The 22,804-nt window shown below is 69.2% G+C and carries 19 protein-coding genes and 2 pseudogenes; 9 read left to right on the top strand and 12 right to left on the bottom strand.

Annotation, left to right across the window (positions count from 1 at the left end; translation table 11 throughout):
* Positions 1–65: 65 nt before the first annotated feature.
* Positions 66–224 (bottom strand): annotated as a pseudogene (locus tag ACTWP9_RS25785) (ATP-binding protein); the annotation flags it as partial.
* Between the two features lie 297 nt (positions 225–521).
* Here ACTWP9_RS25785 and ACTWP9_RS25780 point away from each other — a divergent pair.
* Positions 522–1,550 (top strand): LacI family DNA-binding transcriptional regulator, encoded by a 1,029-nt coding sequence (locus ACTWP9_RS25780; protein ID WP_443248654.1) that lies wholly within the window; start codon positions 522–524, stop codon positions 1,548–1,550.
* Between the two features lie 236 nt (positions 1,551–1,786).
* Here ACTWP9_RS25780 and ACTWP9_RS25775 read toward each other — a convergent pair whose 3' ends face one another.
* The 6 genes from ACTWP9_RS25775 to ACTWP9_RS25750 all read right to left on the bottom strand — a co-directional run bounded on the left by ACTWP9_RS25775 (position 1,787) and on the right by ACTWP9_RS25750 (position 8,527).
* The gene (locus ACTWP9_RS25775; protein ID WP_443248653.1) at positions 1,787–2,785 is read right to left on the bottom strand and encodes a sugar phosphate isomerase/epimerase family protein; all 999 of its coding nucleotides are present in this window, start codon (positions 2,783–2,785) and stop codon (positions 1,787–1,789) included.
* 302 nt (positions 2,786–3,087) lie between these two features.
* Positions 3,088–5,127 (bottom strand): protein kinase domain-containing protein, encoded by a 2,040-nt coding sequence (locus tag ACTWP9_RS25770; protein ID WP_443248652.1) that lies wholly within the window; start codon positions 5,125–5,127, stop codon positions 3,088–3,090.
* Positions 5,128–5,309: 182 nt separating this feature from the next.
* Positions 5,310–5,903 (bottom strand): hypothetical protein, encoded by a 594-nt coding sequence (locus ACTWP9_RS25765; protein WP_443248651.1) that lies wholly within the window; start codon positions 5,901–5,903, stop codon positions 5,310–5,312.
* A gap of 522 nt (positions 5,904–6,425) precedes the next feature.
* Entirely contained in the window at positions 6,426–6,803 is a 378-nt protein-coding gene (locus ACTWP9_RS25760; RefSeq protein ID WP_443248650.1) for a protein kinase domain-containing protein, read from the bottom strand.
* The gene (locus tag ACTWP9_RS25755) at positions 6,800–7,588 is read right to left on the bottom strand and encodes an FHA domain-containing protein (protein ID WP_443248649.1); all 789 of its coding nucleotides are present in this window, start codon (positions 7,586–7,588) and stop codon (positions 6,800–6,802) included. Before ACTWP9_RS25755 ends, ACTWP9_RS25760 begins: the two co-directional genes overlap by 4 nt.
* A gap of 216 nt (positions 7,589–7,804) precedes the next feature.
* Positions 7,805–8,527: a hypothetical protein gene (locus ACTWP9_RS25750; RefSeq protein ID WP_443248648.1), complete on the bottom strand. Its 723-nt coding sequence runs from the start codon at positions 8,525–8,527 to the stop codon at positions 7,805–7,807.
* A gap of 314 nt (positions 8,528–8,841) precedes the next feature.
* Here ACTWP9_RS25750 and ACTWP9_RS25745 point away from each other — a divergent pair, with 314 nt between their 5' ends.
* Both ACTWP9_RS25745 and ACTWP9_RS25740 read left to right on the top strand, forming a co-directional pair.
* Positions 8,842–9,714: a glycoside hydrolase family 16 protein gene (locus ACTWP9_RS25745; RefSeq protein ID WP_443248647.1), complete on the top strand. Its 873-nt coding sequence runs from the start codon at positions 8,842–8,844 to the stop codon at positions 9,712–9,714.
* Between the two features lie 281 nt (positions 9,715–9,995).
* Positions 9,996–10,394, top strand: coding sequence for a peptidase inhibitor family I36 protein (locus ACTWP9_RS25740; protein ID WP_443248646.1), 399 nt, complete (start codon positions 9,996–9,998; stop codon positions 10,392–10,394).
* A gap of 128 nt (positions 10,395–10,522) precedes the next feature.
* On the opposite strand, the gene ACTWP9_RS25735 is transcribed toward ACTWP9_RS25740, so the two are convergent.
* Positions 10,523–11,071 carry a hypothetical protein gene (locus tag ACTWP9_RS25735; RefSeq protein ID WP_443248645.1) on the bottom strand — a complete coding sequence of 183 codons (549 nt, stop codon included), beginning with the start codon at positions 11,069–11,071 and terminating at the stop codon, positions 10,523–10,525.
* 634 nt (positions 11,072–11,705) lie between these two features.
* Here ACTWP9_RS25735 and ACTWP9_RS25730 point away from each other — a divergent pair.
* The 3 genes from ACTWP9_RS25730 to ACTWP9_RS25720 are packed head-to-tail and all read left to right on the top strand — an operon-like array spanning position 11,706 to position 14,847.
* Positions 11,706–12,164 (top strand): hypothetical protein, encoded by a 459-nt coding sequence (locus tag ACTWP9_RS25730; RefSeq protein WP_443248644.1) that lies wholly within the window; start codon positions 11,706–11,708, stop codon positions 12,162–12,164.
* Positions 12,165–12,206: 42 nt separating this feature from the next.
* Positions 12,207–14,291, top strand: a complete 2,085-nt coding sequence (locus ACTWP9_RS25725) for a hypothetical protein (protein WP_443248643.1) — start codon at positions 12,207–12,209, stop codon at positions 14,289–14,291.
* A 7-nt stretch (positions 14,292–14,298) separates the two neighbouring features.
* Positions 14,299–14,847, top strand: a complete 549-nt coding sequence (locus ACTWP9_RS25720; RefSeq protein ID WP_443248642.1) for a hypothetical protein — start codon at positions 14,299–14,301, stop codon at positions 14,845–14,847.
* Positions 14,848–15,166: 319 nt separating this feature from the next.
* On the opposite strand, the gene ACTWP9_RS25715 is transcribed toward ACTWP9_RS25720, so the two are convergent.
* Positions 15,167–15,994: a DUF4232 domain-containing protein gene (locus ACTWP9_RS25715; protein ID WP_443248641.1), complete on the bottom strand. Its 828-nt coding sequence runs from the start codon at positions 15,992–15,994 to the stop codon at positions 15,167–15,169.
* Between the two features lie 126 nt (positions 15,995–16,120).
* Positions 16,121–16,837 (bottom strand): TetR/AcrR family transcriptional regulator, encoded by a 717-nt coding sequence (locus ACTWP9_RS25710; protein WP_443248640.1) that lies wholly within the window; start codon positions 16,835–16,837, stop codon positions 16,121–16,123.
* 286 nt (positions 16,838–17,123) lie between these two features.
* Here ACTWP9_RS25710 and ACTWP9_RS25705 point away from each other — a divergent pair, with 286 nt between their 5' ends.
* The gene (locus ACTWP9_RS25705; RefSeq protein ID WP_443248639.1) at positions 17,124–18,602 is read left to right on the top strand and encodes an MFS transporter; all 1,479 of its coding nucleotides are present in this window, start codon (positions 17,124–17,126) and stop codon (positions 18,600–18,602) included.
* Between the two features lie 400 nt (positions 18,603–19,002).
* Here the strand turns inward: ACTWP9_RS25705 and ACTWP9_RS25700 are convergent.
* A pseudogene (locus tag ACTWP9_RS25700) lies at positions 19,003–19,179 on the bottom strand (NADPH-dependent FMN reductase); the annotation flags it as partial.
* 228 nt (positions 19,180–19,407) lie between these two features.
* On the opposite strand from ACTWP9_RS25700, the gene ACTWP9_RS25695 reads away from it, so the two are divergent.
* Positions 19,408–20,883 (top strand): cytochrome P450, encoded by a 1,476-nt coding sequence (locus ACTWP9_RS25695; RefSeq protein WP_443248714.1) that lies wholly within the window; start codon positions 19,408–19,410, stop codon positions 20,881–20,883.
* On the top strand, positions 20,880–21,989 hold the full coding sequence (locus ACTWP9_RS25690) for a cytochrome P450 (RefSeq protein ID WP_443248638.1): 1,110 nt from the start codon (positions 20,880–20,882) through the stop codon (positions 21,987–21,989). Before ACTWP9_RS25695 ends, ACTWP9_RS25690 begins: the two co-directional genes overlap by 4 nt.
* A 33-nt stretch (positions 21,990–22,022) precedes the next feature.
* On the opposite strand, the gene ACTWP9_RS25685 is transcribed toward ACTWP9_RS25690, so the two are convergent.
* A complete protein-coding gene (locus ACTWP9_RS25685) occupies positions 22,023–22,682 on the bottom strand; it encodes a class I SAM-dependent methyltransferase (RefSeq protein WP_443248637.1) in 660 nt (219 codons plus the stop codon).
* Positions 22,683–22,804 lie beyond the last annotated feature (122 nt).

Raw genomic sequence — 22,804 nt, 5'->3', positions numbered from 1 at the left:
TGCTGCTGGTCCGCCGCGCAACCACCACTCCGGGGGCTGCTGGTCCGTATCGGACCACGGCGGGCTCAGTCCGGCGGCAATGCCTGTTCGGCCCAGATGGTTTTGCCGGTGCCGCTGGGACGGGCGCCCCACCGATCGGTGAGTTGGGCGGCCAGGAGGAGCCCGCGTCCGTGCTCCTCGTAGGTGCGGGCGCGGCGCATATGGGGAGAGGTGCTGCTCGCGTCGCACGCCGGGTGAGTACCGGATCGACGAACAGGGGCAGATACGGCGTCTGTTCGGGTTCGCGGTACCACATGGGGTTCACGGCCTCAAGCGGGCCGGATGTCGGTGGCGGGGGCGCGGCGGCATCGGCGCCGCGGCGACCAGGGATTCACCCCCATGGGCTACGCGGCCCGTACGGTGAGATCCGAACTTTGTCCTAGCTTTTTAAAGCGATTAAAACTCTGGTACTGTCGGCCTGGATTCACGGGCATGTCAGGGGTGTTGCCCAGAAGAATCCGAACGACCTCGAGGGAGGCCCAGTGGCCGAGGCAGGTTCCGGTTCCCAGCAGGGCGCGAGCCCGCGCCCCCGGCTGGAGGATGTCGCGGCGCGTGTCGGGCTGTCCACAGCCTCGGTCTCTCTGGTCCTGCGCGGCGTACCCGGCCCCAGCGAGCGCACCCGGCGGCGCGTACTGAAGGCGGCTGCCGACCTGGGCTACCAGGCGGACCGCACCGCCAGTCTGCTGGCCAGCAGACGCAGTCGGCTGCTCGGCGTCATGGTCGACATTCACAGCCCCTTCCAGGCGGAGTTGGTCGAGCACCTGCACACCGCGGCCGAGGCGGTCGGTTACGACCTGGTCCTCAGCACCCAGACGCGTACCCGCGACGAGCTCACCGCCGTCGAGACCCTCCTCGCCCACCGCAGCGAGGCACTGATCCTCCTCGGCCCGGCCGCCCCGGCCGACATACTCGCGACGCTGCACCGCAAGGCGCCCGTCATCGCCGTCGGGCGCCGTGTCCCCGGTGCCGATCTGGACGTCGTGCGTACCGCAGACGAGGACGGAGTCGGCCAGGTCATCGATCATCTGGTGGGCCTCGGGCACCGGTCGATCGTGTACGTCGACGGTGGCAAAGGCGTCATCGCCACCGACCGGCGCCGCGGCTACCGGACCGCCATGCGCCGTCACGGACTCCACGACCACATCGAGGTCCTGCGCGGTGACCACACCGAGGCGGCGGGCCAGCGGGCCGGTCGCCGCCTCCTCGCCGACAAAGACCTGCCCACCGCCGTCGTGGCGTTCAACGACCAGTGCGCCATCGGCGTCCTGGCCGAGCTCACCCGGGCCGGGGTCGCGGTCCCGGGCGAGGTGTCCGTCGCGGGGTACGACGACGACACGCTGTCCCGGCTGAGCTGCTTCGACCTGACCACCGTCAGCCAGACCGCCGAGGAGCAGGCCCAGCACGCGGTCACGGCCGCCGTCGAACGACTCGACCAGGGCCGGACGGAGGCCAAGGAAATCGTCCTCGCCCCCCGCCTCGTCGTGCGCGGCTCGACGGCAGCGCCGGCCTGACGGGCAACCGATCGAGATCCAGTCCCGGTTGAAGGCGCGCACCAGGTTCGGCGCGGCGTGACCGTCCTCGATGAAGTCGTCCGGATGCGGTTCGAGCACCAGCCTGATGCCCTCCCGCTCGAAGACGGGGATCAGCTCGTCCATCGAGCGCAGCAACTGGCTCTCGGCGAACTCGGCGCCCTCGGACGGCCCTTGAACTCGGAGGTCATCGTGTCGACGCCGCGTGAGGGGACGGGTCACAGACCGGCCGCGGCGCTGTGCAGGCTCTTGGCGGCCAGAGCCAGACCCTCCGTCTGGGAGTAGGCGGCGTCCTCGTGCTCGATGTTGACGGCCATGTCCGGGTCGACCTCGGCGAGGGCGCGCAGGAACTCGGTCCAGTAGGCGACGTCATGTCCGAGGCCGACGGCGACGAACTTCCAGGCCGGGTCCTGAGGCCAGGCGTTGCACCAGAACCCGTAGCCGGTGGGCACCTTGCCGGGCGCGTCGGCGGGCACGCGGCTGAACGACGTGTCCAGTACGCCGCGGATGTCGGCCCCGGCGCACAGCGTGACGTCCTTCGCGGCGGCGTGGAACACCAGCGGGCCCAGCCACTCGATGCAGGCGACAACGTCCATGCCCTGCCACATCAGGTGGGAGGGGTCCATCTCGGCGCCGATGTTGCTCGTACCGGCCTCGTCGACGAGCCGCTTGAGGGTGACCGGTGAGAACACCACATTGTGCGGGTGCATCTCGATGGCGACCCGGACGTCGTTCTCCCGGGCCAGCGCATCGATCTCCTTCCAGAACTCGACCGCCACACCCCACTGGTAGTCCAGGACGTCCATGTAGACGCCGTCCCACGGGTTCACGACCCACGAGGGGTACTTGGCGTCGGGATCGGAGCCGGGGGTGCCGGACATGGTCACCACGTGCTGGACGCCGAGCAGTCCCGCGAGCTCGATGGTGCGGCGCAGGTCGTCGGCGTGCTTCGGCCCGACACCCGGGAGCGGGTTGAGGGGGTTGCCGTTGCAGTTGAGACCGGTCAGTTCCATCCCGCGGTCAGCAAAGGTGGCCAGGTACTCCTCGCGTGCGGTCGCCGAGGACAGCAGCAGGTCGACAGGGCAGTGCGGGGCGGGTATGAAGCCACCGGTGTTGACCTCGACGGAGGTCAGGCCGTTGGCCTTGAGGATGTCGAGGGCCTCGGTGAGGGTGCGGTCGTGCAGGCAGGCAGTGTAGGCGCCGAGCTTGAGGGCCATGGCGTATCTCCTTGCGGGTGACGAGGATCAGACGGTCTGCGGGATCTCGACGGCGGCGCCACCGGCCCATGGTCGGCACTTCGGAACGACATCACGCTGGATTCCAATTTCCCTTCACACCGGAAGACCCCGGGGCCGAGTGCTCCCGCTTAAATCGCTTTAAGTCTTCGAGTCCTCGTACTATCAACAGCGTCAACGGCGTGTGTCAAGGGATGTTGCCGCACATCGACGGGAGAGCAGGTGGAAGAACTCGGTGCCGCTTCCGCCGTGGGCCGCGGCGCGATTCGTGGCCGAGTGACCGGTCAGGGGCAGTGGACGTAGGCCGTGACGGCTTTGTCGCTCTCCTCTTGGGAGAGGTTGGTCTGCGCCCAGCCGTCCACATGGCCCACCTTCTGGTGGGCGTCGTCGTACAGGGTGACGGGGTTCCCATGCGTCCGGACCGAGGAGACCATGTGCTGGAGCGAGGCGAGATCGATCGTTCCGCAGGAGCGGGCGTACCCCATCCAGCCTGATCCCTCCCAGCCCTCGAACAGACACATCCGTCCCTCTGGGCACCCTCCGTATCCGACATCGTGCCCGCCGGTGGCGAGCTGCTTCGCGTCGGGGCTGCGGCGTGCCGGGCCGGACCCGCCCTCTTTGTCGTCCGGCGCCTTCGGGGTCTTGCTTGACCGGGTGGACGACTCACTCGGCCGGGCGGGCTCGTCCCGGCCGCGGTCGTCTTCAGAGGCGCCCGGCTTCTTCGGGGTGGGGGTCGGGGTGCTGCTCCGCTTCGGCCCGCGGCTCTGTTCTCCGCCCGGGGAGGCGCTCGCGGTGGGGGCGGCTTCGGGCTGCTTGCCGTCATCGCCGAGCGGCAGGTCGGCGACCAGCCAGCCGGTCGCCGCAACGAGCACGACCATCGCGGCGGCCGAGCCGAGGATCACGGCCCGACGGCGACGGCGGGGCGCCGACGGTGCCGGGGGCTTCGGCGGAGCGTCTCCGGACGGGTTGACCGACCTTTCCGCCGGAGCGCCTGCCGAGTGTGCCGGGTCGCTGAGGGGCGTGGATGCCACCGCGCGGGCCCTCTCCGGGCCGGCGTCGCCGGAGGGAGGTCCGGCCGCACCGCCCGCTCCCTGGTCGGCAATTGGGGCGGGAGGCGCGTTGACCGGTGCGGCATTGGTCGCGTACTGGTCCCGGTCGGCGCCACGGGCACCGCTGTCGGTCGCACCGCTGCCGGTCACGCTCCTGCCGGTCACGCTGCTGCCGGTCACGCTGCTGCCGGTCACGCTGCTGCCGGTCACGCTGCTGCCGGTCCCGCTGCCCGGGTCGGTCGCGGGAGCGTCCGCGGTTTCGTACCCGACCGGGCCGGACCAGCTCACCGAAGGGGCCGCGGGGCGATCGCCGCCAGGACCGGATCCCGTACCCCCGAGCAGCAGACCTTCGCTCTGAGCGAGGGCCCGCAGGCGGTCGCGTACCCGACCGGCGTCGTGCGGGCGCTCGCCCGTCTCCTTGGCCAGCAGGCGCAGCACCAGGTCGTCCACCTCCGCCGGGATCTCCTGGCGACGGCTGCTCGGCGCCGGCGGTGCCAACTGGGTGTGCTGGTACATCAGATTGGCGTGGCTGACGCCGTCGAAGGGCGGTCGCCCCGTGCACAGTTCGGTCAGCAGGCAGCCGACCGCGTACAGGTCGCACCGCGGTTCGGGGGCGGCGCCGGAGAAGAGCTCCGGCGCCAGGTAGGCGAACGAGCCCATGATGAGGCCGGTGGGGGTCAGGCTGCTCGGCGAGGTCAGGTTCTTGGCGATGCCGAAGTCGACGACCTTGGCACGGCCGTCGGGTGCGATCAGGATGTTGGCCGGTTTGATGTCGCGGTGGACGATCGCGCGGCGGTGTGCGGCATCCAGGGCGTCGCACACCTGGGCCGCCCACGTGAGGGACTGCCGAAGCGGTGGGGTGCCGCGGCTCAGCAGGAGGTCGAGCGGATCGCCGTCGATCAGCTCCATCACCACGTAGATCTGCGCCGGTTGCGGCTGCTCGGCGTCTCCGGAGCCAGGGTCGGGGTCGAGGTCGGACCCAGGGTCGGGGCTGACGGTCCCGTAGTCGTGGACGGTGACAATGTGCGGATGGTTGAGACTGCCCGCGGTCAGCGCTTCGTGGAGAAAGTGTTCGGCGTCCTGCGCGGTGCCCGATGAGTTGGCGACCTTGAGTGCGACGGAACGCTGCATCCGGGTGTCGAAGGTCTCCCAGACGGTGCCGGATCCCCCCGTGCCCAGCCGCCGCACCAGTCGGTACCGACCGTCGAAGACCTCCTGTGGCTGCATACCGTCGCCCCCCTTGAGCACCAGTGAGTGCTCCTCGGACCTCACCATGTCGCTGCCCGCACCCTGCACTGCCCGTGATCGGGCGAGCACGCGGGCGACGGGCTGAGGCTAAGGGTAAGTCCCTTGGCAGGGCGGGCGGTTACGGCCTTCCGGCAGCCGCTCCGGGCCGGGGTGGAGGGCGTCCCCCGCCCCGCCGGGGCGGCTGCCGTGGCGCTGCGGACGCGGCTCCGTCAGGCGGGCGTGACGGTGATGGTGACCGTACGGTTTGCGGCATCGGTCCGGTGCGGGGCCGTTGACTGGTCGGCGCTGGCGACGGTGAAGGCAGTGAGCGGTCTGCCGCTGACGGCGCTTAGCTCGCGGGCGACGATCAGTGCGCGCCAGAGGGAGGTGACGGAACCGCCGTGGCTGGGGGCTCCCGGCACAGTGGCTGCGTGTCCATGGATGCTGACCCGCACATCACGGCCCGTCAATTCCTTGCCGAGCGCATTGATCCGGCTCGCGCCCAGCGGGGTCAGCGTGTCCGCGCGGGAGAACAGGCCCTTGTCGAACACCACTTCCACAGCTCCCTCGGCCATCCGGGCTCGTGCCCCGGGTGCTTTCAGCGCGTCGCGCAGAGCTTTGAGCCGTTCTGCGGCCTGGGCCCTGGCTGCTGCTCGTGCCTCGCGCGCGGATTTCTCCACGGCGACCCGACGCGCCCGCTGCTCGTCCAGCAGCTGTTGCAGTTTTGCCTGGTCCGCGGGCTGGGAGCTCGGCGGGGCTCCGGATGAGCCGAAGACGATGACCGGCAGCACGACAGCCGCCGCGACGGCTGCCGCCGCGCACACGGCGGTGGCCGCGCCGCGATGCCGGGACAGCAGGGCGGCCCCGCGGGAACGCTCGATCGCTCGATGCGGGCCAGTCCGGCTCGGGCAGCACTGCATCCGGGGTCCCGCCCCAGCAGCTCACGCCAGCGGGCCTTGGCCTCCCCCAGTTCCCCGCGCTGCGCATGGAGGCGAGCGCGCAGGTCGAGCACCTCCGAAGCCGGCGGCTCGGCGGAGTCGGCCAGCAGTGCGAGCGCGCCGTCGAGGTCACCACGGCGGGCCGCGGTGCGCGCAGCGGCGACGAGGAATACGTCCCTCAACCGGTCCCCGGGCTCCTGCGACCTGCCGACCTCCGGCCGTTCCCCGGGCTCCGCCGACCCGCCGGGCCTCGGCTGTTCACCGGACTCCTGCCATCCACCGACCTCCGGCCGTTCCCCGGACTCCTCCACCCCGCCGAGCCTCGGCCGTTCGCCCGGCCCGGCGGACGTATCCGGCCGGCGTGCTTGGTTCTGAGCACCAACCCCTCGGCGGCCTGCCGCAGCACCGTCACCACGTCGTCGATCGGCACCCGCCCGGCATGCGAGTCGACCAGCCGCTCCAGGCTGCCCCCGCCGCATACTCCATGGTGAGATAGCCGCGCACCCCCTCGGAGGTCTGCACGGTCCCGGCGTCGAAGACGCGGATGATGTTCGGGTGGCCCAGCGTCGAGAGGATGCGGGCCTCGTCGAGCATGTCGGAGGTCGCATCGAGGGAGGCGACGTGCTTGAAGAGTTTGAGCGCCTGCCAGCCGAGCACGCGGTGGCGGACGCGGTACACCTCGGCGTACGCCCCCTCCCCCAGCTTCCGCTCGACGACGAGGCCGCCGGCGGCCTGCTGCCCCCGTCGCAGCAGGCCGCCGCCCTCCCCCGCACCGGTCAGGCTCATGACCGCGCCTGGCCGGGTGGCTCCGCCACGGGCTCCGGGCACACGTACAGCCGGTAGCCGATGGTGGGAACCGTCTCAAGGATCTTCGGGTTCGGCGGGTCCGGCTCGATCCGCAGCCGCACCGCACGCACCACACCGGCGAGATCCGTCTTGTCGGCGTACTGCGCCCCGCCCTCCGGGGAGTCCCACAGGGCTGCGATGAGCTCCGCATGGTCGCAGGCGACCGCCTCGGACTGCCGGCCGTCGCTGCGGGAGACCATGTAGCGGAGCAACTGGTGCCCTTTGGGACGCAGACCTTCGATCAGGGTCTGCCTGTTCCCTTCGACGCGGTACGCCTGGCTGGCGACCCAGTCGTAGCGGATACCGGGGCGCGACGTGTCGTGCCAGACCGGCGCCGGCTGCGTCCCGTGCGAGTCGATGTACGTGAGCTTCCAGTACAGCCGCTCCCGGTCACCGGCCATGTCCCCGAGGATCAGCAAGGTGTCGCCGTGGCGCAGCAGTTCCCTTCCCCGCACCGGCGCCACCTGGGCGTCCGGCACATCGTGCTGCAGCAGCGTGCCGTTCCTGCCGTGGTCGGTGACCCACCACTGCCCCTGCTCGAAGTCGACAAGGCAGTGCAGCCTGCTGACCCACCCCTGCGGGTCCGGATCGAGGACGATGTCGGGCTCGTGGTTCGGCGCCTGGCGGCCCACGCTGTACTGCATGCCCTCAAGTACGTAGACCCGCGTCTGTCCCACGGGAGAGATCACTCGCAACTGCGCCGGTCGCACTCCGCTCCCCTCCATCTCCCCTCCTCCCCAACCTGGCTGCCCGTTGTCACCACACACTGACGGGTGGCGACGGGGCGGGGCCATGGAAGGCAGTTGGAATTCGGCTGACGCGAAGGAGTACGCCATACCAGGGGGTTTCGCAATCGGAACGGAGGTGGCGGTGCGGGGCCGGCTGACCGACTCACCGCCAGGGCGCGGCATACCGGCACGGTGCCGCCCGTCGCCGGTGACTCAGCCGGGCAGCTTGGCGAGTTGCGCGCGCATCACCTCAGGGGCAGGTGCCGTCTTGTCCGGCTCGACGAGGTTGGTGCCGAAGAAGACGGCGAGTGTGGTGCCGGAGCGGACAACGGTGAAGGTCAGGGGCATCGGCTCGCCGTCCAAGGTGCTTTTCATGGAGTAGGACACCCCCTCGTCGCCCTCCGTCGGGTCCGGGAGGGGGACGACGTCCCGGTAGCTGCCGACCTCGTCCCGGAATCCATCGGCGCACTTCTTCACGGCCGCTTCGACCTTCGCGACGATCCTCGTCGCATCCCCCGCATGGTGGCCCATCAGCCCGACGGATGTGGTCAGTCCGTCCTTCCGGCTGGTCGTGACAACCCCCCGGGATTTCGGCTCGGGGACCGAGGTGTGCGCGGCCATGTGTGCCAGCGGCGCACACGCTGCGGGTTCCGTACCGGGGCCCGTCAGCGCGAGCCGCGCCGCGGCCTCGTCCCCTGGCAAGGGTTCGACATCGACGCCCTCGACTTCGCCCTTGCGTAACAGCGCCTTCCTCAGCGCCGCCTTACCGAGCGGAGGTTGGGAGGGACGGGCAATCTCGGAGGCTCGTTTGCCTCCCGTCTTCTCGCGTACGCCTTCCCGCCGTGAGTCGTCGCCGGAAGAGCACCCCGCCGACAGCACAGCGGCGAAGGACAGTGCAGCCGCCGCGACGACGGCCTTACGCAGCTTGTGGGACACGGCGGTGATCCTTCCGGTCAGACGCCCGACCACTTCGGGCTCCTAGGTGACCGCTCTGCCGGTCCGGAGGTTGCCCTCGCTCCCCCAGCCCTCCGACGGCCAGCGGCCGGCGGAAGGCGGAAGGCGGCCGGCCGAAGGGGCACGCGGCCACGAGCAGGTCTGGACCAAAGTCTTGACGGTTCGATCGGGCACGCTTACAACAAGTCATCAAGAAGGCCCGGGCCTGCCGCACTCGCCGCGCGAATCTCCGTGGCCCGCCCTCCATTTGCCATGCGCAGGCCCTACGTCCATCCCCCACGAAAGGACGGGCTGACGTGAGACTCTCCTGGCGATATCGCACAGCTGTGTGCGGTGTTTCCCTGCTGTGCTGCGTCACCACCACGCTGCTGCCCGCCACAGCGTCGGCCGACGCCAAGGACACCGGGCACCGCCGCGGCGGCACCCAAGCGGTCGTCTTCTCCGACGACTTCGACGGCCCAGCAGGCTCTCCGGTCGACAGCGGCAAGTGGCAGACCGAGACCGGCGACAACGTCAACAACCATGAGCGGCAGTACTACACCCCGGGCACCGACAACGCCGCGCTCGACGGCAACGGCAACCTCGTCATCACTGCCCGCAAGGAGAACCCCGGCAACTACCAGTGCTGGTACGGCACATGCGAGTACACCTCGGCCCGGTTGAACACCGTCGGCAAGTTCACCCGGACCCACGGTCATGTCGAAGCGCGCATCAAGGTGCCGCGTGGCCAAGGCATGTGGCCGGCCTTCTGGATGCTCGGTGATGACATCGGGAGCGTCGGCTGGCCCGCCTGCGGCGAGATCGACGTGATGGAGAACGTCGGCTTCGAGCCGGGAACGGTGCACGGCACCCTGCACGGCCCCGGCTACTCCGGCTCTGGCGGTATCGGCGCCGGATACACCCTGCCCGACGGCGCGGCCTTCGCCGACGACTTCCACACCTTTGCCATCGACTGGTCCCCGGGCTCCGTCAGCTGGTCGGTGGACGGGAAGGTCTACCAGACGCGCACGCCTGCCGACGTCGGCGGCAACCCATGGGTGTTCGACAAGCCGTTCTTCCTGATCCTCAACCTCGCTGTGGGCGGCTACTGGCCCGGCGACCCGGACGGCTCCACGAACTTTCCGCAGCAAATGACCGTCGACTACGTGCGGGTCACCACCAACGACTGACCCGCACCGACCCCTCGGTGCCCTGCCCGCACCTCGGCCGGAGGTGCGGGCAGCCGCCGTCGCGGGAGGGCCAGGGCCACCGGCAAGGGTGAGCGCGGAACACATTCGGGCTGCGTGCGACTGCGGGATTGTTCGGGAGCCGGTGAATCCGCGGCGACCAACATTCATTGTGCAGCGTGCTGTTCCTCTCCATTCGAGGGAATTCACCGCAAGCAAGTTTCCGGGTTCGGTACCGGGCGCAGATCAGTAGCGTCGTTGATCGCGCCTCGAAGGAGGAACGTATGAAATACCGGATTCCGCTGCTGGCCGGCGCCGCGCTACTCGCGGGCGCAGCTTCGATCCCCGCTCAGGCAGTCGCGTCCGCTCCGCGCACTGTGACCGTGACCGATGGCCAGGGCAAGAAGGCTTGCTCGTGGGGGGTGGTTTGCCTGTACAAGAACCGCAACCTGAACAAGGGGGCCGACGCCGCAATGGTTCTGACGAATCACAACCTTCCCTGGCTGGGAAAATTCGGATTCAACGACAAGACGAGTTCCGTCTGTAACCACACCACTCGCTCGGTGCGTCTCTACGAACACGCCAACTACAAAGGCACGTCCGAAACCGTGAAGTCGGCCAGTTGCAAAAACGTGCGCGCGTCTTTCAATGACAAGGCATCGTCGGTCAAGTTCGCTTCCTGACCTGGAGCCCTGAAGTTCTGCCGGGTGACGTCGGACGCTGCGTTGAGCCGGTCGTGCAGGCCGTCGCAGCGCAGCGTCGGGCGCGCCTTGAGGTGCTGCCTGATGTGCCCGCCGGAATCGGGCGGCAACTACGCATAGCTGTCGTCGTGGCGGGCCCGGCGCCACTGTGACTCGAACTCTTCCCAGCTGATCTCCATGCTTGCCAGGTCGGGATCGAAGAGGTCGACGACCGGCGGGTTGAAGATCCAGTCGTCCGGACCGCTTCTGAGAGCGGTCCCGTCCTCGGCCAGCTCCACCTGCCGAAGCCTGCGGCCGTCGGAGCCCACCTCCATCAGGTAGACCGCCGGGTCGTCGTCCCCGTAGTCACCACGGCGCCGAAGGTGGACGATCTCCCTGCCCGCGAGCGCGCCGAAGCCGGGCCGGGTGCGCTGAGCATCGCGCTTGGCCCGCAGTTCGTCCAGGCCGGCGGGCATGACCGGTGCGTCGATGTCCACCTCGTCCAGATCCCAAGTGTCCGCCTTTGCGACCTGGTCCGGAGTATCGATCACCTCGACCTCCGCACACCTCTCCAAGATCTCGCGGCGCGACCGTGCCCGGATCCACCACCACAAGCCACCCATGCCGTAATCGTGGTGGACGAGGAAGCGCGAGGTCGGCGGCGTGTCGGAAGTGGTCACGTCGGCCGAGGGTAGCCGAGAGGGCTGGTGGCCGGGGGCGCAAGGGCCCGGACCGGCCGGAAGTCTGTCGTCGAGGAGACCGGAGCCGCTGAGTACGGGGACGGTTTACTCCGAGGGCCTTGGCGGCCTGGATGTCGAGGTGCCGGACCCGGGTGCGGATCGGATTGCCGGGCAGACCGCGGACGGCGGCGACGGCGAACGTCGACGGCGTGATGGCGTGCGTGGACGCGCAGAAGGCGGATCTCCAGCTTACCGGGACTCTTGCAAAAGGCCCCGGCGTTCACGCCGGGGATGAATGCGTCTCAAGGCTGTTCTGACGTGCACCTTGGAGCGGACGTTTTTGCTGCTCGATGTACTGGCGTCCTCACCTTCCTCGCCACCTGCACGGCCTGCGCCCGTATCCGGCATCTGCCGAACCTCGGCTGCCCGGGCAGGAGAGCCGCCACGGTGCTCACCACCTGGCGTGAGTGCCGGACGGTTCACAGACTCTCGCCCGGCGGCGGCCCCCTGACATGCAACCTGGTGGCAGAGTTGTTGCGTCCTACAGTTGGCGCACAGTAGTACTCGGGTAGAACAGTCGGAGCTTGAGCTACAAGGGTCTGTTGACAGACAAGTTCACAACGGGGAGGCGCGCATGTCGTTCGAGCAGGAATGGGCGACCCACAAGACAGCTGGGGCGGAGGCCGCACGGACTCAGCTGAACGGGGCGGAGCCCCCCGACAGCTCCGGAGGCTCGAATGTCGATCTCACGGTGGAGAGCGATGAGTTGGGGAAGATCGGCGACATGGCCTTCGAGCTGCACGGCCGGGTCCAGAACAAGGCGGACGACGCTCGCGTCGAGACGCACACCGCCGCGATCTACCTGCTCAACGAGGGTGGTCTCGGCGATCTGGCCAACGCCCTGCTGAAGGTGAACGACAACTGGAACACGCAGGTCAGCACCCTCAAGAGCGGCTTCGGTCTGATCTCCAACGGTCTGGACTACACGACCAAGTCCCACGAGAAGCACGAGCAGGACATCGTCCTCGCGATGAACGATGCCTCCAAGATCTCCGAGTACTTCCACAACGACTCCGACACGAAGCGCATCTGAGAGGCATCATCCGTGACCATCGAAATGGTGTCATATCGCGACTTGAGCGAGCTGAAGTTCGACAAGCTGGACACTGCCATCACCAAGTGGAAAGGCATCAAGGACGAGTTCGACAAGATTGCCTCCGGCAAGGGCGAGGGCGCCGATGTCGTGCGGATGGAGAAGCAGGCCACGAGCGCCCACTGGACGGGCGACGCCGCCAAAACCGGTAAGCCGTTCGTCGTCAAGGTGGCCCGCGAGTTCCACGACGCGGCGAACGAGGCCAAGAGCATCCACCAGGCGATCAAGCTTGCCCGCCAGCGGTTGCACAAGCACCAGTCGGACCTGCACAAGCTGGTTGAGGACCTTCGCGCCGACGGCCTGCTCATAGCGAGTGACGGCAAGATCACCGACTCCATGTGCTACGCCGACGAGGCGAAGCAGCAAGCGTCGGACAAGAAGGTCAAAACGGCCAAGGTGCAGATCGAGAAGATACTGAGAGCGGCGGCCGCTACCCAGCACGACCTCGCCGATGGACTGCGGCTGCTGGTGAAGGACGCGCACGACTTCTCCGGCGCCAACTGGGACAGCTACGACGACATCAAGAAGGTCGTCGGCGGGGCCGACGCCAAGAAGGCCGCCGACCTGATCAAGAAGCTGTCCAAGGAGGCAGCGGACGGTGACAGCGTCACCATGACCAACCTCGACGCGCTCAACGACCTGGCCGAACTCCAGCGGAACAATCCGGCGTTCGCGGAGGGGCTGGCGAAGAATCTCCCCGCGAAGGACACCCTGCTGTTCTGGCGGATGATGTCCGGCGACGGCCCCGAGGTCATCACCAGGTTCGAGTACGGCAAGCAGATGGTCCGGCTGCGGGACAACCTGAGCCTGACGCTGGCGACCGCAAGCCGGGGGAAGTCCCTGGAAATGATGAAGTGGAAGCAGGACCTCATCAACCAGGGCGGCATGCCGATCTTCTACCCGGACATGCACGCACGGCACGACCCGGTCGGCTTCCAGGTCATGAGCAGCCTCATGGGCAAGGGCAAGTTCGACAAGGACTTCCTGCACGACTACGAGGAGAAGCTCCGCGCGTTCGACAAGAAGCTCGGGGACGAGGGCAAGGCATGGTCCGGGTTCGGCTGGGACGGCACCGACCTCGACCCGTCCAGCCTGGGGCGCGGCTCCGACCCGATGACCGGATTCCTGCAGGCCGCGAGCCACAACCCGGAGTTCGCCACGGACCTGTTCAAGGACAAGGAAACGGCCGACTACTACCTCAACGACCGTTCCTACGAGCCTGAGGACCCCTACCTGGAGGACGGCAAGAACCGCGCCGCCGAGGCTCTCGGCGACGCCATCTACGCGGGCGGCAGCGGACTGAACCCCGACGACCCGAACGCCGAGTACGCCGAGCACACCGCGCCGCAAACCGAGGCGTTCCACAACATCTTCGACCGCCTGGCGGCGAAGAAGGACGACTTGATGCCCGAGCTGCGCGGGGACGTGGCACATCTCCTCGGCAACCACGGCACGGAAGTGCACGCCACGATGAGCGCACCCCTGGGCGAGGGCCCACTGAACGAGGCAAAACTGCTGGAGCTGAGCAAGCAGGTCTCCCACACCCCCGAGGGCTACGCAACCCTCAACGAGGCCATGAACCGGGCCGTCGTCAACGACATACTGACCGAGCAGAAGGACCCCTCGGACGCCATCACCCGCACCGGGCGGACCATGGGCTTCCTGGAGGAGGCCCGCCATCAGGCGATCGCCGACCAGACGGCGGACGAACAGAAGGAAGCCGGGTGGAAGAGCTTCGGGGCGTACGCTGGGGCAGCCACAGCGTTGAGGCTTATTCCCCCACTCGCCCCGGTCGCCGGGCATCTCGATCTCACCGCGTTCGCCTTGAGCAGGGCATACACCGAGGACGAGCAGGCCCGTATCGCCGCCGACGGGACAGTGATGAACATCGAGGCCAGCAAGGCGCGTAACAACCAGCTCACCGAGCTCGCGAAGCTGTGGCGCGAACAGCACGGCGACTGGGCCCAGGACCGCGAGGGCTACATCACGGACTACGGGGTCAAGGACCAGTTCGGCAGGGCGGCCGACCATGGCAAGGACGAGGCCGAGCGTATTGCGGGAAGGTAAGCGGCGAGTGCGCAGCCGGCGGGGGCCGGGAGCCGCAGCTCTCGCCCTCGCCCTCGCCCTGTCCGCTGCCGGCTGTTCCGAGGACGGACGCGAGTTCGCCGTTCCGAAGAAGGTCTGCGGAACCACCATCGAACAGAGCGCGCTCAGCCCCCTCCTGCCGCCGGACGGCAAGAAGCTCAAGGAGGACGACCGCACCCTGGTGACGTCCGACACCGGGTGCACCGTCGAGGTGGACGGCCGCGACGCGGTCACCTTCGGCCGGACCGGATTGAACGAGCGAGTGGATCCCGTCACGACGCTCAAGGAGGACCTGCTCAAGCACGTGACTCCGCTGCGCGGCCTTCCGGTGCCCGGCAGGGGCGCGTTCGCCGACCGTGGCGCGGTGGTCGCAGCAGAGTGCGGCACCAAGGGCGCAAAGTACCTCCTGCTGGAGTTCCGGTTCGGCGACCTGGACCACCAGTACCCCGAAGACGTCAAGGACCGCCGCAAGGCCATTCAGCGCTTCGTCAAGGACGTCACCCCGAACGCCGTGAAGGAGAAGCACTGCACCACTTAGCGACAGCGTGGGTGCCGTAGACGAGTCCCCCCCCCGCACCCCCCCGCACCGGCCGGCTCGGGTAGGGAGCCGGGCGGTGCGGGGGCACAGTTGCGGGTGGAGCGCGGCCGACCGGCGTGCGGGTCCCTCGCTCGGAGGTGAGGGGAGTCCCGGACGTCGGCACGGGGTTCGGCCGCGCTCCTTCCCTGACCCCTCCGCGCTACGCACACCCGGTGCGCACCCTCGCCAGGGCCGTTCCGAGGGGCACCGAGCGGTGCTGCGGAGGGGATGACGGGGCCGGCCGCCGGCCGGGAGAGCCCCGTCGGTCTGGAAAGGCGGGTCAGCTGCCGGTGCCTGCGGAGAGCGGGCCGATCTTCGGCACGGACGCCTTGCCGGTCGCGGAGACCGGACCGCCGGACCAGTCGACGCGGAGGGAGGCCCGCTGGTCGGGCGGGGTGATGAGCGCGGAGTCCGGGGTGACGGTCGGGACGTCGGTCATCTCGGGGTTGGTGTACGAGAGCGGCGCCCAGGCGCTCTTGCCGGGAGACAGCTCGACCGTCCGCGTCGTCGCGCCGCTGCCGTCGCGCTCCGGGTCGAGGGAGACCTGGTCGCCGTCGCTGTTCAGGAAGGCGAACCCGGGAAAACCGTGGACCGTGCAGGTGCTGCCGGACTTGTTGGTGAGAACGAGCGCGAAGTTCTCCTGGCCCGCGCCCGGGTGGTTGGGGCCGATCGCCCCCTTCAGGTCCTCCGCGGTGCAGACGGAGCCCGAGGTCCCGGAGCCGTAGTGCGCGCTGCCCTTGCCCGCGCTGCCGCTCTTCGAGGACGCGGACCCGGAGGTCTTCAGGCCACCGCCGGTGCTGCCGCCGCTCCCGCTGCCCCCGCCCGTGCCACCAATTTCCGTTCCGGCGCCGTCCGCCGTCTTGTGGGACGAGCCCGCTGCCTTGTGGGACGAGCCCGCAGGTGCGGCGTTCCGGCCGGTCTTGTCCGAGGCGTCGCTGCCCTTGCCCCCGCAGCCCGCCAGCAGGCCCCCCGCCGCCAGCGCTGCGGCGGCGGCCATGACGACCCGCGCAGGACGACCGGAACGGCTCCGCGACGGGGCCCGGCGAGCGCCCGTCCCTGCGGCCCCCTGAGCGCTCTCTCCGGTGGTCAGGTCCTCGTTACGTGTCATGGCTGCCGTTCAACTCCCTGCCTGGTGCAGTCCCCCGTCATCGGGCCGTACACAGGGTTCGATGGCGGGTCCGGCAGCAAAGTTCACGGGAATCGAAGATTTTTTGTCGAAGCGGCCCTTCATGGCTCAGCGTCGCGAGCCCGACTCGATTCCGTCGAGGAGGAATTCCAGACCGAGCCGGAAGTTGGCGTCCCAGTCGTCGTCGGCGATGTAGTTGTTCGCGGCGACGGTCGGGTACTGCTCGCGCCGGGTCTCCAGATACTCCTGCCCCATCCGGGTCTCCTCGGCGGAGAGTTGCAGACTGGACTGAGTGGCGGTGGCACCCAGCACATGGTTGTAGAGCGCCCATGTCGCCGCGTTGAGCCGCTTGCCGGACAGTCCGGCGCGCACCAGCGCGGTTTGGAGGAACTCCATCCATGCCAGGAAGTTGGGCCCCATGAGCGGCCGTTGACGTGCGGGGACGGTGGCCGCCCAGGGGTGCCGGAGCATCGCCTTGCGCCAGTCGTTGACGAGGGTTGCGATGTCGTCGCGCACGCTGTCGGTGTGCCGGTCCGGCACCTGCGTCTCCCCGAAGATGGCATCGACCGCGAGATCGACGACGTCGTCCTTGGTCGCCACGTGCCAGTACAGCGTCGTCGCACCCACCTGGAGCCGTTCGGCCAGCCGTCGCATCGTCAGCCGGTCCATGCCCTCGTCGTCCAGCAGCGCGACGGCGGCCTCGACGATGCGTGCCCGGGTCAGCGGGGGTTCGCCCTTGTTCTCCCGCGAGGCCCGCAGCCAGACGTTGCCGGCCCTCCCGCCGGACCGGCTCTTGGGGCGCTCTTTGTCTGCGATGACGTTCACCTCCGAAATCACGCGCCTCGGGCTCCGGCGCAGTAGGCCGCACCGAGTGTGCACTGGAGTCTCGCATGCCTGGACTCCCGGTCGGTGCCAGGTGGTTGCCGCCCTGGGGCCGGGTTGCGTTCCCACTTTTTGAAAAAATTTCCAACTCCCCCCGCTGACCAGCGAGTTCGACACTTCCCGGACCCCCCTTCGGGGCCGCCCGTGACGGCCTTCCGTCATGTCCCGCTGCGCTGAGCCGTAGTAGAGTCACCATCCACTAGACCAACGTTCGAGTGACCCGACCATAGTGCGAGTGACTGTGACAGACATAAAGCAAGAAGCCTCGGCTCCCCCCGCTCGGTCCGCGAAACGCTGGTGGACTCTCCCTGTGGTGAGCCTCGCTCAGCTGATGGTCGTGCTGGACGCGACCATCGTGAACATCGCCCTTCCGTCGGCCCAGCAGGACCTGGGAATGGCGGACGCCGACCGGCACTGGGTGATCACGGCGTACGCGCTGGCCTTCGGCGGTCTGCTGCTCGTGGGCGGCCGGGTCTGCGCTGCCCTGGGCCACCGCCGCTCCTTCGCCCTCAGCCTGGTCGGCTTCGCCGCGGCCTCCGCTCTGGGCGGCGCGGCGGACTCCGCGGGCATGCTGTTCGCCGCCCGCGCGGCACAGGGCGTCTGCGCCGCTCTCCTGGCGCCGGCCGCGCTGTCCCTGCTGATCCTGACCTTCACCGACGGGCGTGAGCGCGGGAAAGCCTTCGGCGTCTTCGCCGGGGTGGGCGCCGGCGGCGCGGCACTCGGCGTGGTGGCAGGTGGCCTGCTCACCGAGTACGCCGACTGGCGCTGGTGCCTCTACATCAACGTCCCCATGGCCGCGATCGCGCTGCTCGGCGTGCCTCTCGTCGAGCGGGACCGGCCCAGCGGGACGCTCCGTCATCTGGACGTCCCGGGAGTGCTGCTCAGCGTGGCCGGGCTCGTGTGCCTGGTCTACGGCTTCACCCAGGCCGAACCGCACGGCTGGGACGACGCGAAGGTCCTGGCGCTGCTGATCGGCGGGGTGCTGCTGCTGGGGCTGTTCGTCGTCGTCGAGGCCCGGACGGGACATCCACTGCTGCCGTTGCACATCCTGGCCCACCGCAAGCGGGGCACCGCGTTCGTCTCCGTCTGCGTGATGTTCGTCGCGATGTTCGGCTTCTACCTCTTCGTGAGCTACTACACCCAGACGATCCTGGGCTACTCGCCCGTCAAGGCGGGCATGACGCTCCTGGTGAACGCCGTCAGCACCACGGTCGGCGCGATGCTGATCGCCGGGAAACTGCACCGGCGCGTCGCCCAGAGCATCCTGATCGCGGGCAGCCTGCTGTCCTCCGCTCTCGGCATGCTGATCCTCACTCAGCTCGAAGTGGACAGCTCGAACGTCTTCGCGGCCTATCTGACCCCGTCCATGATCCTGACCGGCCTCGGGCTGGGCTGTCTGTTGGCGGCGGCCACCGACATGGCGACGGCGGAGCTCGGTCCTGCCGAGGCGGGTGTCGCCTCGGCCTCGTACAACACGGTGCAGCAAGTGGGCGCCGCGTTCGGCACCGCGTTGCTCAACTCGATCGCGACCAGCGTGACCGGGTCGTATCTCAAGGAGCACGGGAACGGCAGGGCAGCCGTCGACGCCGGCACCGTGCACGGCTACACGGTGGCGCTGTGGGTGGCCTTCGGCATCCTCCTCGCCGGAGCACTGGCCGTCGCCCTGTTCTCCCGACACGAGCGACACGCTGACCAGGTGCGTGTCTGAGACCCCGGCCATGAAGCGGAGCGACAGGGCCGGAACCGGGGGAGCGCGCCAAGTACCGGGCCGACGCGGCACGGAGGGTGTGTGACGTGGCTCTCATGGGCGACGGGTCGTGAACTCGCGCCCCATGAGCGGCATCGAACCGCTCGTAGCTCGCCCAGGGCTGCCGGCCGGTCGTCGACCGGCCGGCAGCGTCCGGCCATCAGATGGGGGCGCCTGACGATGCGCAATGTCCGCCCGTCTCGGCTCCGACGGCGGCGTGATCCAGGTCCAGAGCACCGCGGCCCACCCGGCGTCCTTCGGCAACCCCGTCGGGGCGAGCTGACCACGACGCACCGAGCCGTTCCGCCCCGGGCCCCTCCCTCAGACGGCGGTGGCCGCTCGGGACCGGAGTGGCGACCCGCAGCGCCGCCGGCACCGGCCGCAGGTGTTCCTCGGCGCGGACGCCGCCGTTCATGCCGTAGCTGACGAACCCGGCCGCCTTGTCGGACCGTTCGGCGCCGAGGAAGTCGATGGCGTTCTTCAGGGCCGCCGGTATCGAGTGGTTGTACTCGGGAGTGACGAAGACGAAGCTGTCGATCCCTTCCGTCGGGAGAACGAACGCCCTCTGCGACCCCGCGCCACCGGTCCCGCGGAAGCGCTCCGCGGCCCTGGCCTGCGCTTTTCCGACGGTGCACCAGCGGGGCGCCGGCAGTGCACCGGCGGGGACAAAGCGATGGCTCTCCCGGGTCGGGCTGACCGGCTCATGTTGCGGGGCTGTTGCGTTCCGCGCTAATAGCGTTCGAAGTACCGTTCACGGTTGCCCCAGGTGACCACCGCCGACAGGATGATCGCTGTGTCAACTAATGCCTCGACAACTCCCTTTGGTGAAGCCTGGCCGCACGCGCGTACGCCGTGGCCCCAACGCAGCGCTCCGCTCTACGGCCAGAACTTCGCCAGTGACCCGTTCTCCTATTACGAAAGTCTCCGCAAAACCTTCGGCGCCGTGGCCCCGGTGACGCTGGAGGAGACCGGAGCCTTCCGTGGATATCTGATCCTGGACCATGCCTACCAGCTGGAGATCCTCCAGAACCGCAGCCGTGTGTGGACGCGCGACTCCCGCTGGTACCGCGACTTCACACAGGGCGCCCTGCCGCCCCATCCGCTGGTCCCCCAGTTCGCCTACCGGCGCAGCCGCCTCAATGCCGAGGGCATGGAGCACGCACGTCTCTCCGGCCCCGGCAACAAGGCGCTGGCCGAGGTCGACCTGCTCCGGACCCGCGCCCTCATCGAAGACCTCGCCGAGCAGCTCATCACCTCGTTCTTCCCCGAGGGAGGTCCCGCGGAGTGGAACCAGGTCGACATCCTGGACCAGTACGCGCTGCAACTGCCGCTGCTGGTGATGATGCGGCTGATGGGCATGGACGAGGGCAGCGCGCTGGCCACCGGCAACGCCATCCACGAGATGCTCAGCGGCGGACCGGGTGCCCATCGTGCCGCCGCCGAACTCGACTCGCGGATGCGGGCCCTGGTCGAGGAGAAGCAGCGCGACCCGGGGCCCGACCTCGTCTCCTGGATGCACCACTACAACCGGGACATGCAGCCGGGGCTGGACACGCACGAGCTGAGCGAGGACGTGTGGCTCCAGATCGTCGCCGGGCGCGGCGCCAGCACGACCTGGATCTGCAACACCGTTCTGGAGCTGCTGACCAATCCGGATCTCAACTCCGACGTCATCGCCGGGCGCTGCCAGATGGAGGAGGCGATGAACCGCGTCATGTGGGTCAACGCTCCCATCCAGAACCTCATCGGGCGGTGGGCCACCCAGGACACCATGCTGGGCGGCTATCACGTCAACTGTGGTGACATGGCGATCATCTGTCTCGGTGCGACCGGTGCGGACCCGACGATGCTGTCGGCCAGCTTCGATGTCTCCCGTACCAACAGGTCGCATCTGGCCTGGGGCGCCGGCTCCCACGGATGTCCGGCGCCCGACCTCGGTACGCTCATCGTCCGGACCGGGCTGGAAGTCCTGTGGAACAGGCTGCCGGGCATGCGGATGGCCGTCCCCAAGGAGAGCCTCACCTGGGACCTGCCCTATGTCGCGCGGTCCCCCACCGCGCTTCCGGTGATATTCCCTCTCCCCCCGATGCCCGTGACGAATGGACAGCAGTGGACAGCACAGCACAGCTTTATCTCGAACCCGCCCCGGCCGATCTCTACGGAACAGAAGGAGCAGCCCTCCGAGCCGCAGGGCCGGTTGCCACTGTGGCGCTCCCTGGTGGCGTGGTGGCCAAAGCGGTGACAACGCGGGAGGCGGGCGCCCTGGTGCTGGGCGACCCCCGCTTCTCGAAGGACATCCGGCACTGGGGCGCACACGCGCGCGGGGAGATACCCGCGGACTGGCCGCTGCTGTTCATCGTGGAGGGCAAGGGTCTGCTCACCACCGACGGCGACACCCACCGGCGACTGCGGCTGCCCATCCAGCGCGCCATCTCGCCCCGCCGTGTGCAGGCGTTGCGTCCCCGGATCGAGGCCATCGCCGACCGGCTGCTGGCGGACCTCGCCGCCGTGCCCGCCGGGGAGGAGACGGACCTGCACCGGGGCTTCGCGCTGCCGCTGCCGCTGGACGTCATCTGCTCGCTGCTCGGCGTTCCCGAGGACGGCACGCTGCGCCAGGAGTTGCACGAGCTGTCGGCTGCGGCGATGAACTCCGAGGCCGGCGCCGAAGCGGTGCAGGAGACCGTCGGGCAGCGCTTCCCGGCGACGCTGATGTCCCTGATCGAGCAGAAGCGCGCCCGCGGCGACCAGGACGACCTCACGATGGATCTCGTTGCCGCCATGGACGAGGGGGAGCTGACCGAGGCCGAGGTCATCGGGAATCTTGTGATCACCGTCATCGGTGGGCACGAGACCACGGCCAACCTGATCTGCCACGCCGTCAGAGGGCTGCTGACGCACCCTGAGACGCTGCAGGCCGCCAGGGCCCGGCAGGACGCGGGCGAGAACCCGTGGCCCGACATCGTGGAAGAGGCACTGCGCTGGGAGTCCCCCAGCCGCAACGTCATGTTCCGGTACGCAACCGAGGACGTGGCCGTGGAGGGGGAGGTCATCCGGGAGGGAGAGGCGGTGCTGGTGCCGCTGCCGGCCATCCAGCGCTGCCCGCACGCCTTCCCCGACCCCGACCCCGAGGTCTTCGCCCCCGACCGGGCGAACGCCTCCCGGCACCTCGCCTTCGGCGTCGGCCCGCACCGCTGCCCCGGCGCTTCCCTCGCCAGGCTGGAGGCCGAGATCGCCCTGCCACGGCTGTTCGCGGCCTTCCCCGGGCTCGCGCTCACCTCCAGACCGGCACCCCGCGTACCGTCCCTGGGCATCAACGGCTACCAGGAACTGCCGGTCGTGCTGCGCTGACCGGCCCTGTCGTACCGACAGACCCTGCCGCGCTCAGGCGTCCGCACGCCACACGAGCGTGTACCGCCAGAACAGCCGTCGACGCAGCCGGGCACCCGGCAGGACGGAGCGGGCTTCCCGGACGATCTCCGGAAAACTCATCTCCGGCTGCCGGGTCACGGCCGTCATCGAGCGCGGGCGCGGCACCGTACGGCCCCTGCTCCGGTACCAGCCGACAGCGGCGTTCAGCGGAGCGGCGACGGCGGCCAAGAGGTGGTCGCCGACGGTCTGTTCACGTGCGCAGCCGACGACGATCAGCGTTCCCCCGGGAGCCAACTGCCGGCGCAGGTGCGTAACCGCCTCGGTGAACGGCAGGTGGTGCAGGACGGCGACGCAGGTGATCACGTCGTAGGGCCCGGCGGGGGTCCCGGCCGACGCGTCAGCGACGGTGAAGTTCACCGGTGCCGCCGCGGGCGTCGCCTCGCGCGCCCGCGCGACGATCGCCGGATCGGAGTCGATCGCCTCCACTTCGTCGGCACGCCTCGCCAGGAGCCTGGCGAGGTCGCCGCTGCCGCAGCCGACGTCCAGGGCACGGCCGAACCGCCGGGGAAGCTGCCGCAGGATCCACCGGTGATAGTGGGCGTTGTGGTCCCAGGGGTGAGCGGCGTTGAAGCGGTCCAGTGCGCGCAGGACGCGGTGCGGCAACGTCGTCATGAGAGCAGTCCATCATGCCGACGCTGCCGACCAACTCCCGGCCGCTGCTTGTGCGTACGGCGGCTGACTGGGCGTACGGCGGGTCGGTTCACTCCGGCCGGTAACTCCGGTCCACAATTCAA

This window comes from Streptomyces sp. 3N207 (genome assembly GCF_052246355.1).
Classification (GTDB): Bacteria; Actinomycetota; Actinomycetes; order Streptomycetales; family Streptomycetaceae; genus Streptomyces.
This window is presented reverse-complemented; position numbering and strand designations above follow the sequence as displayed.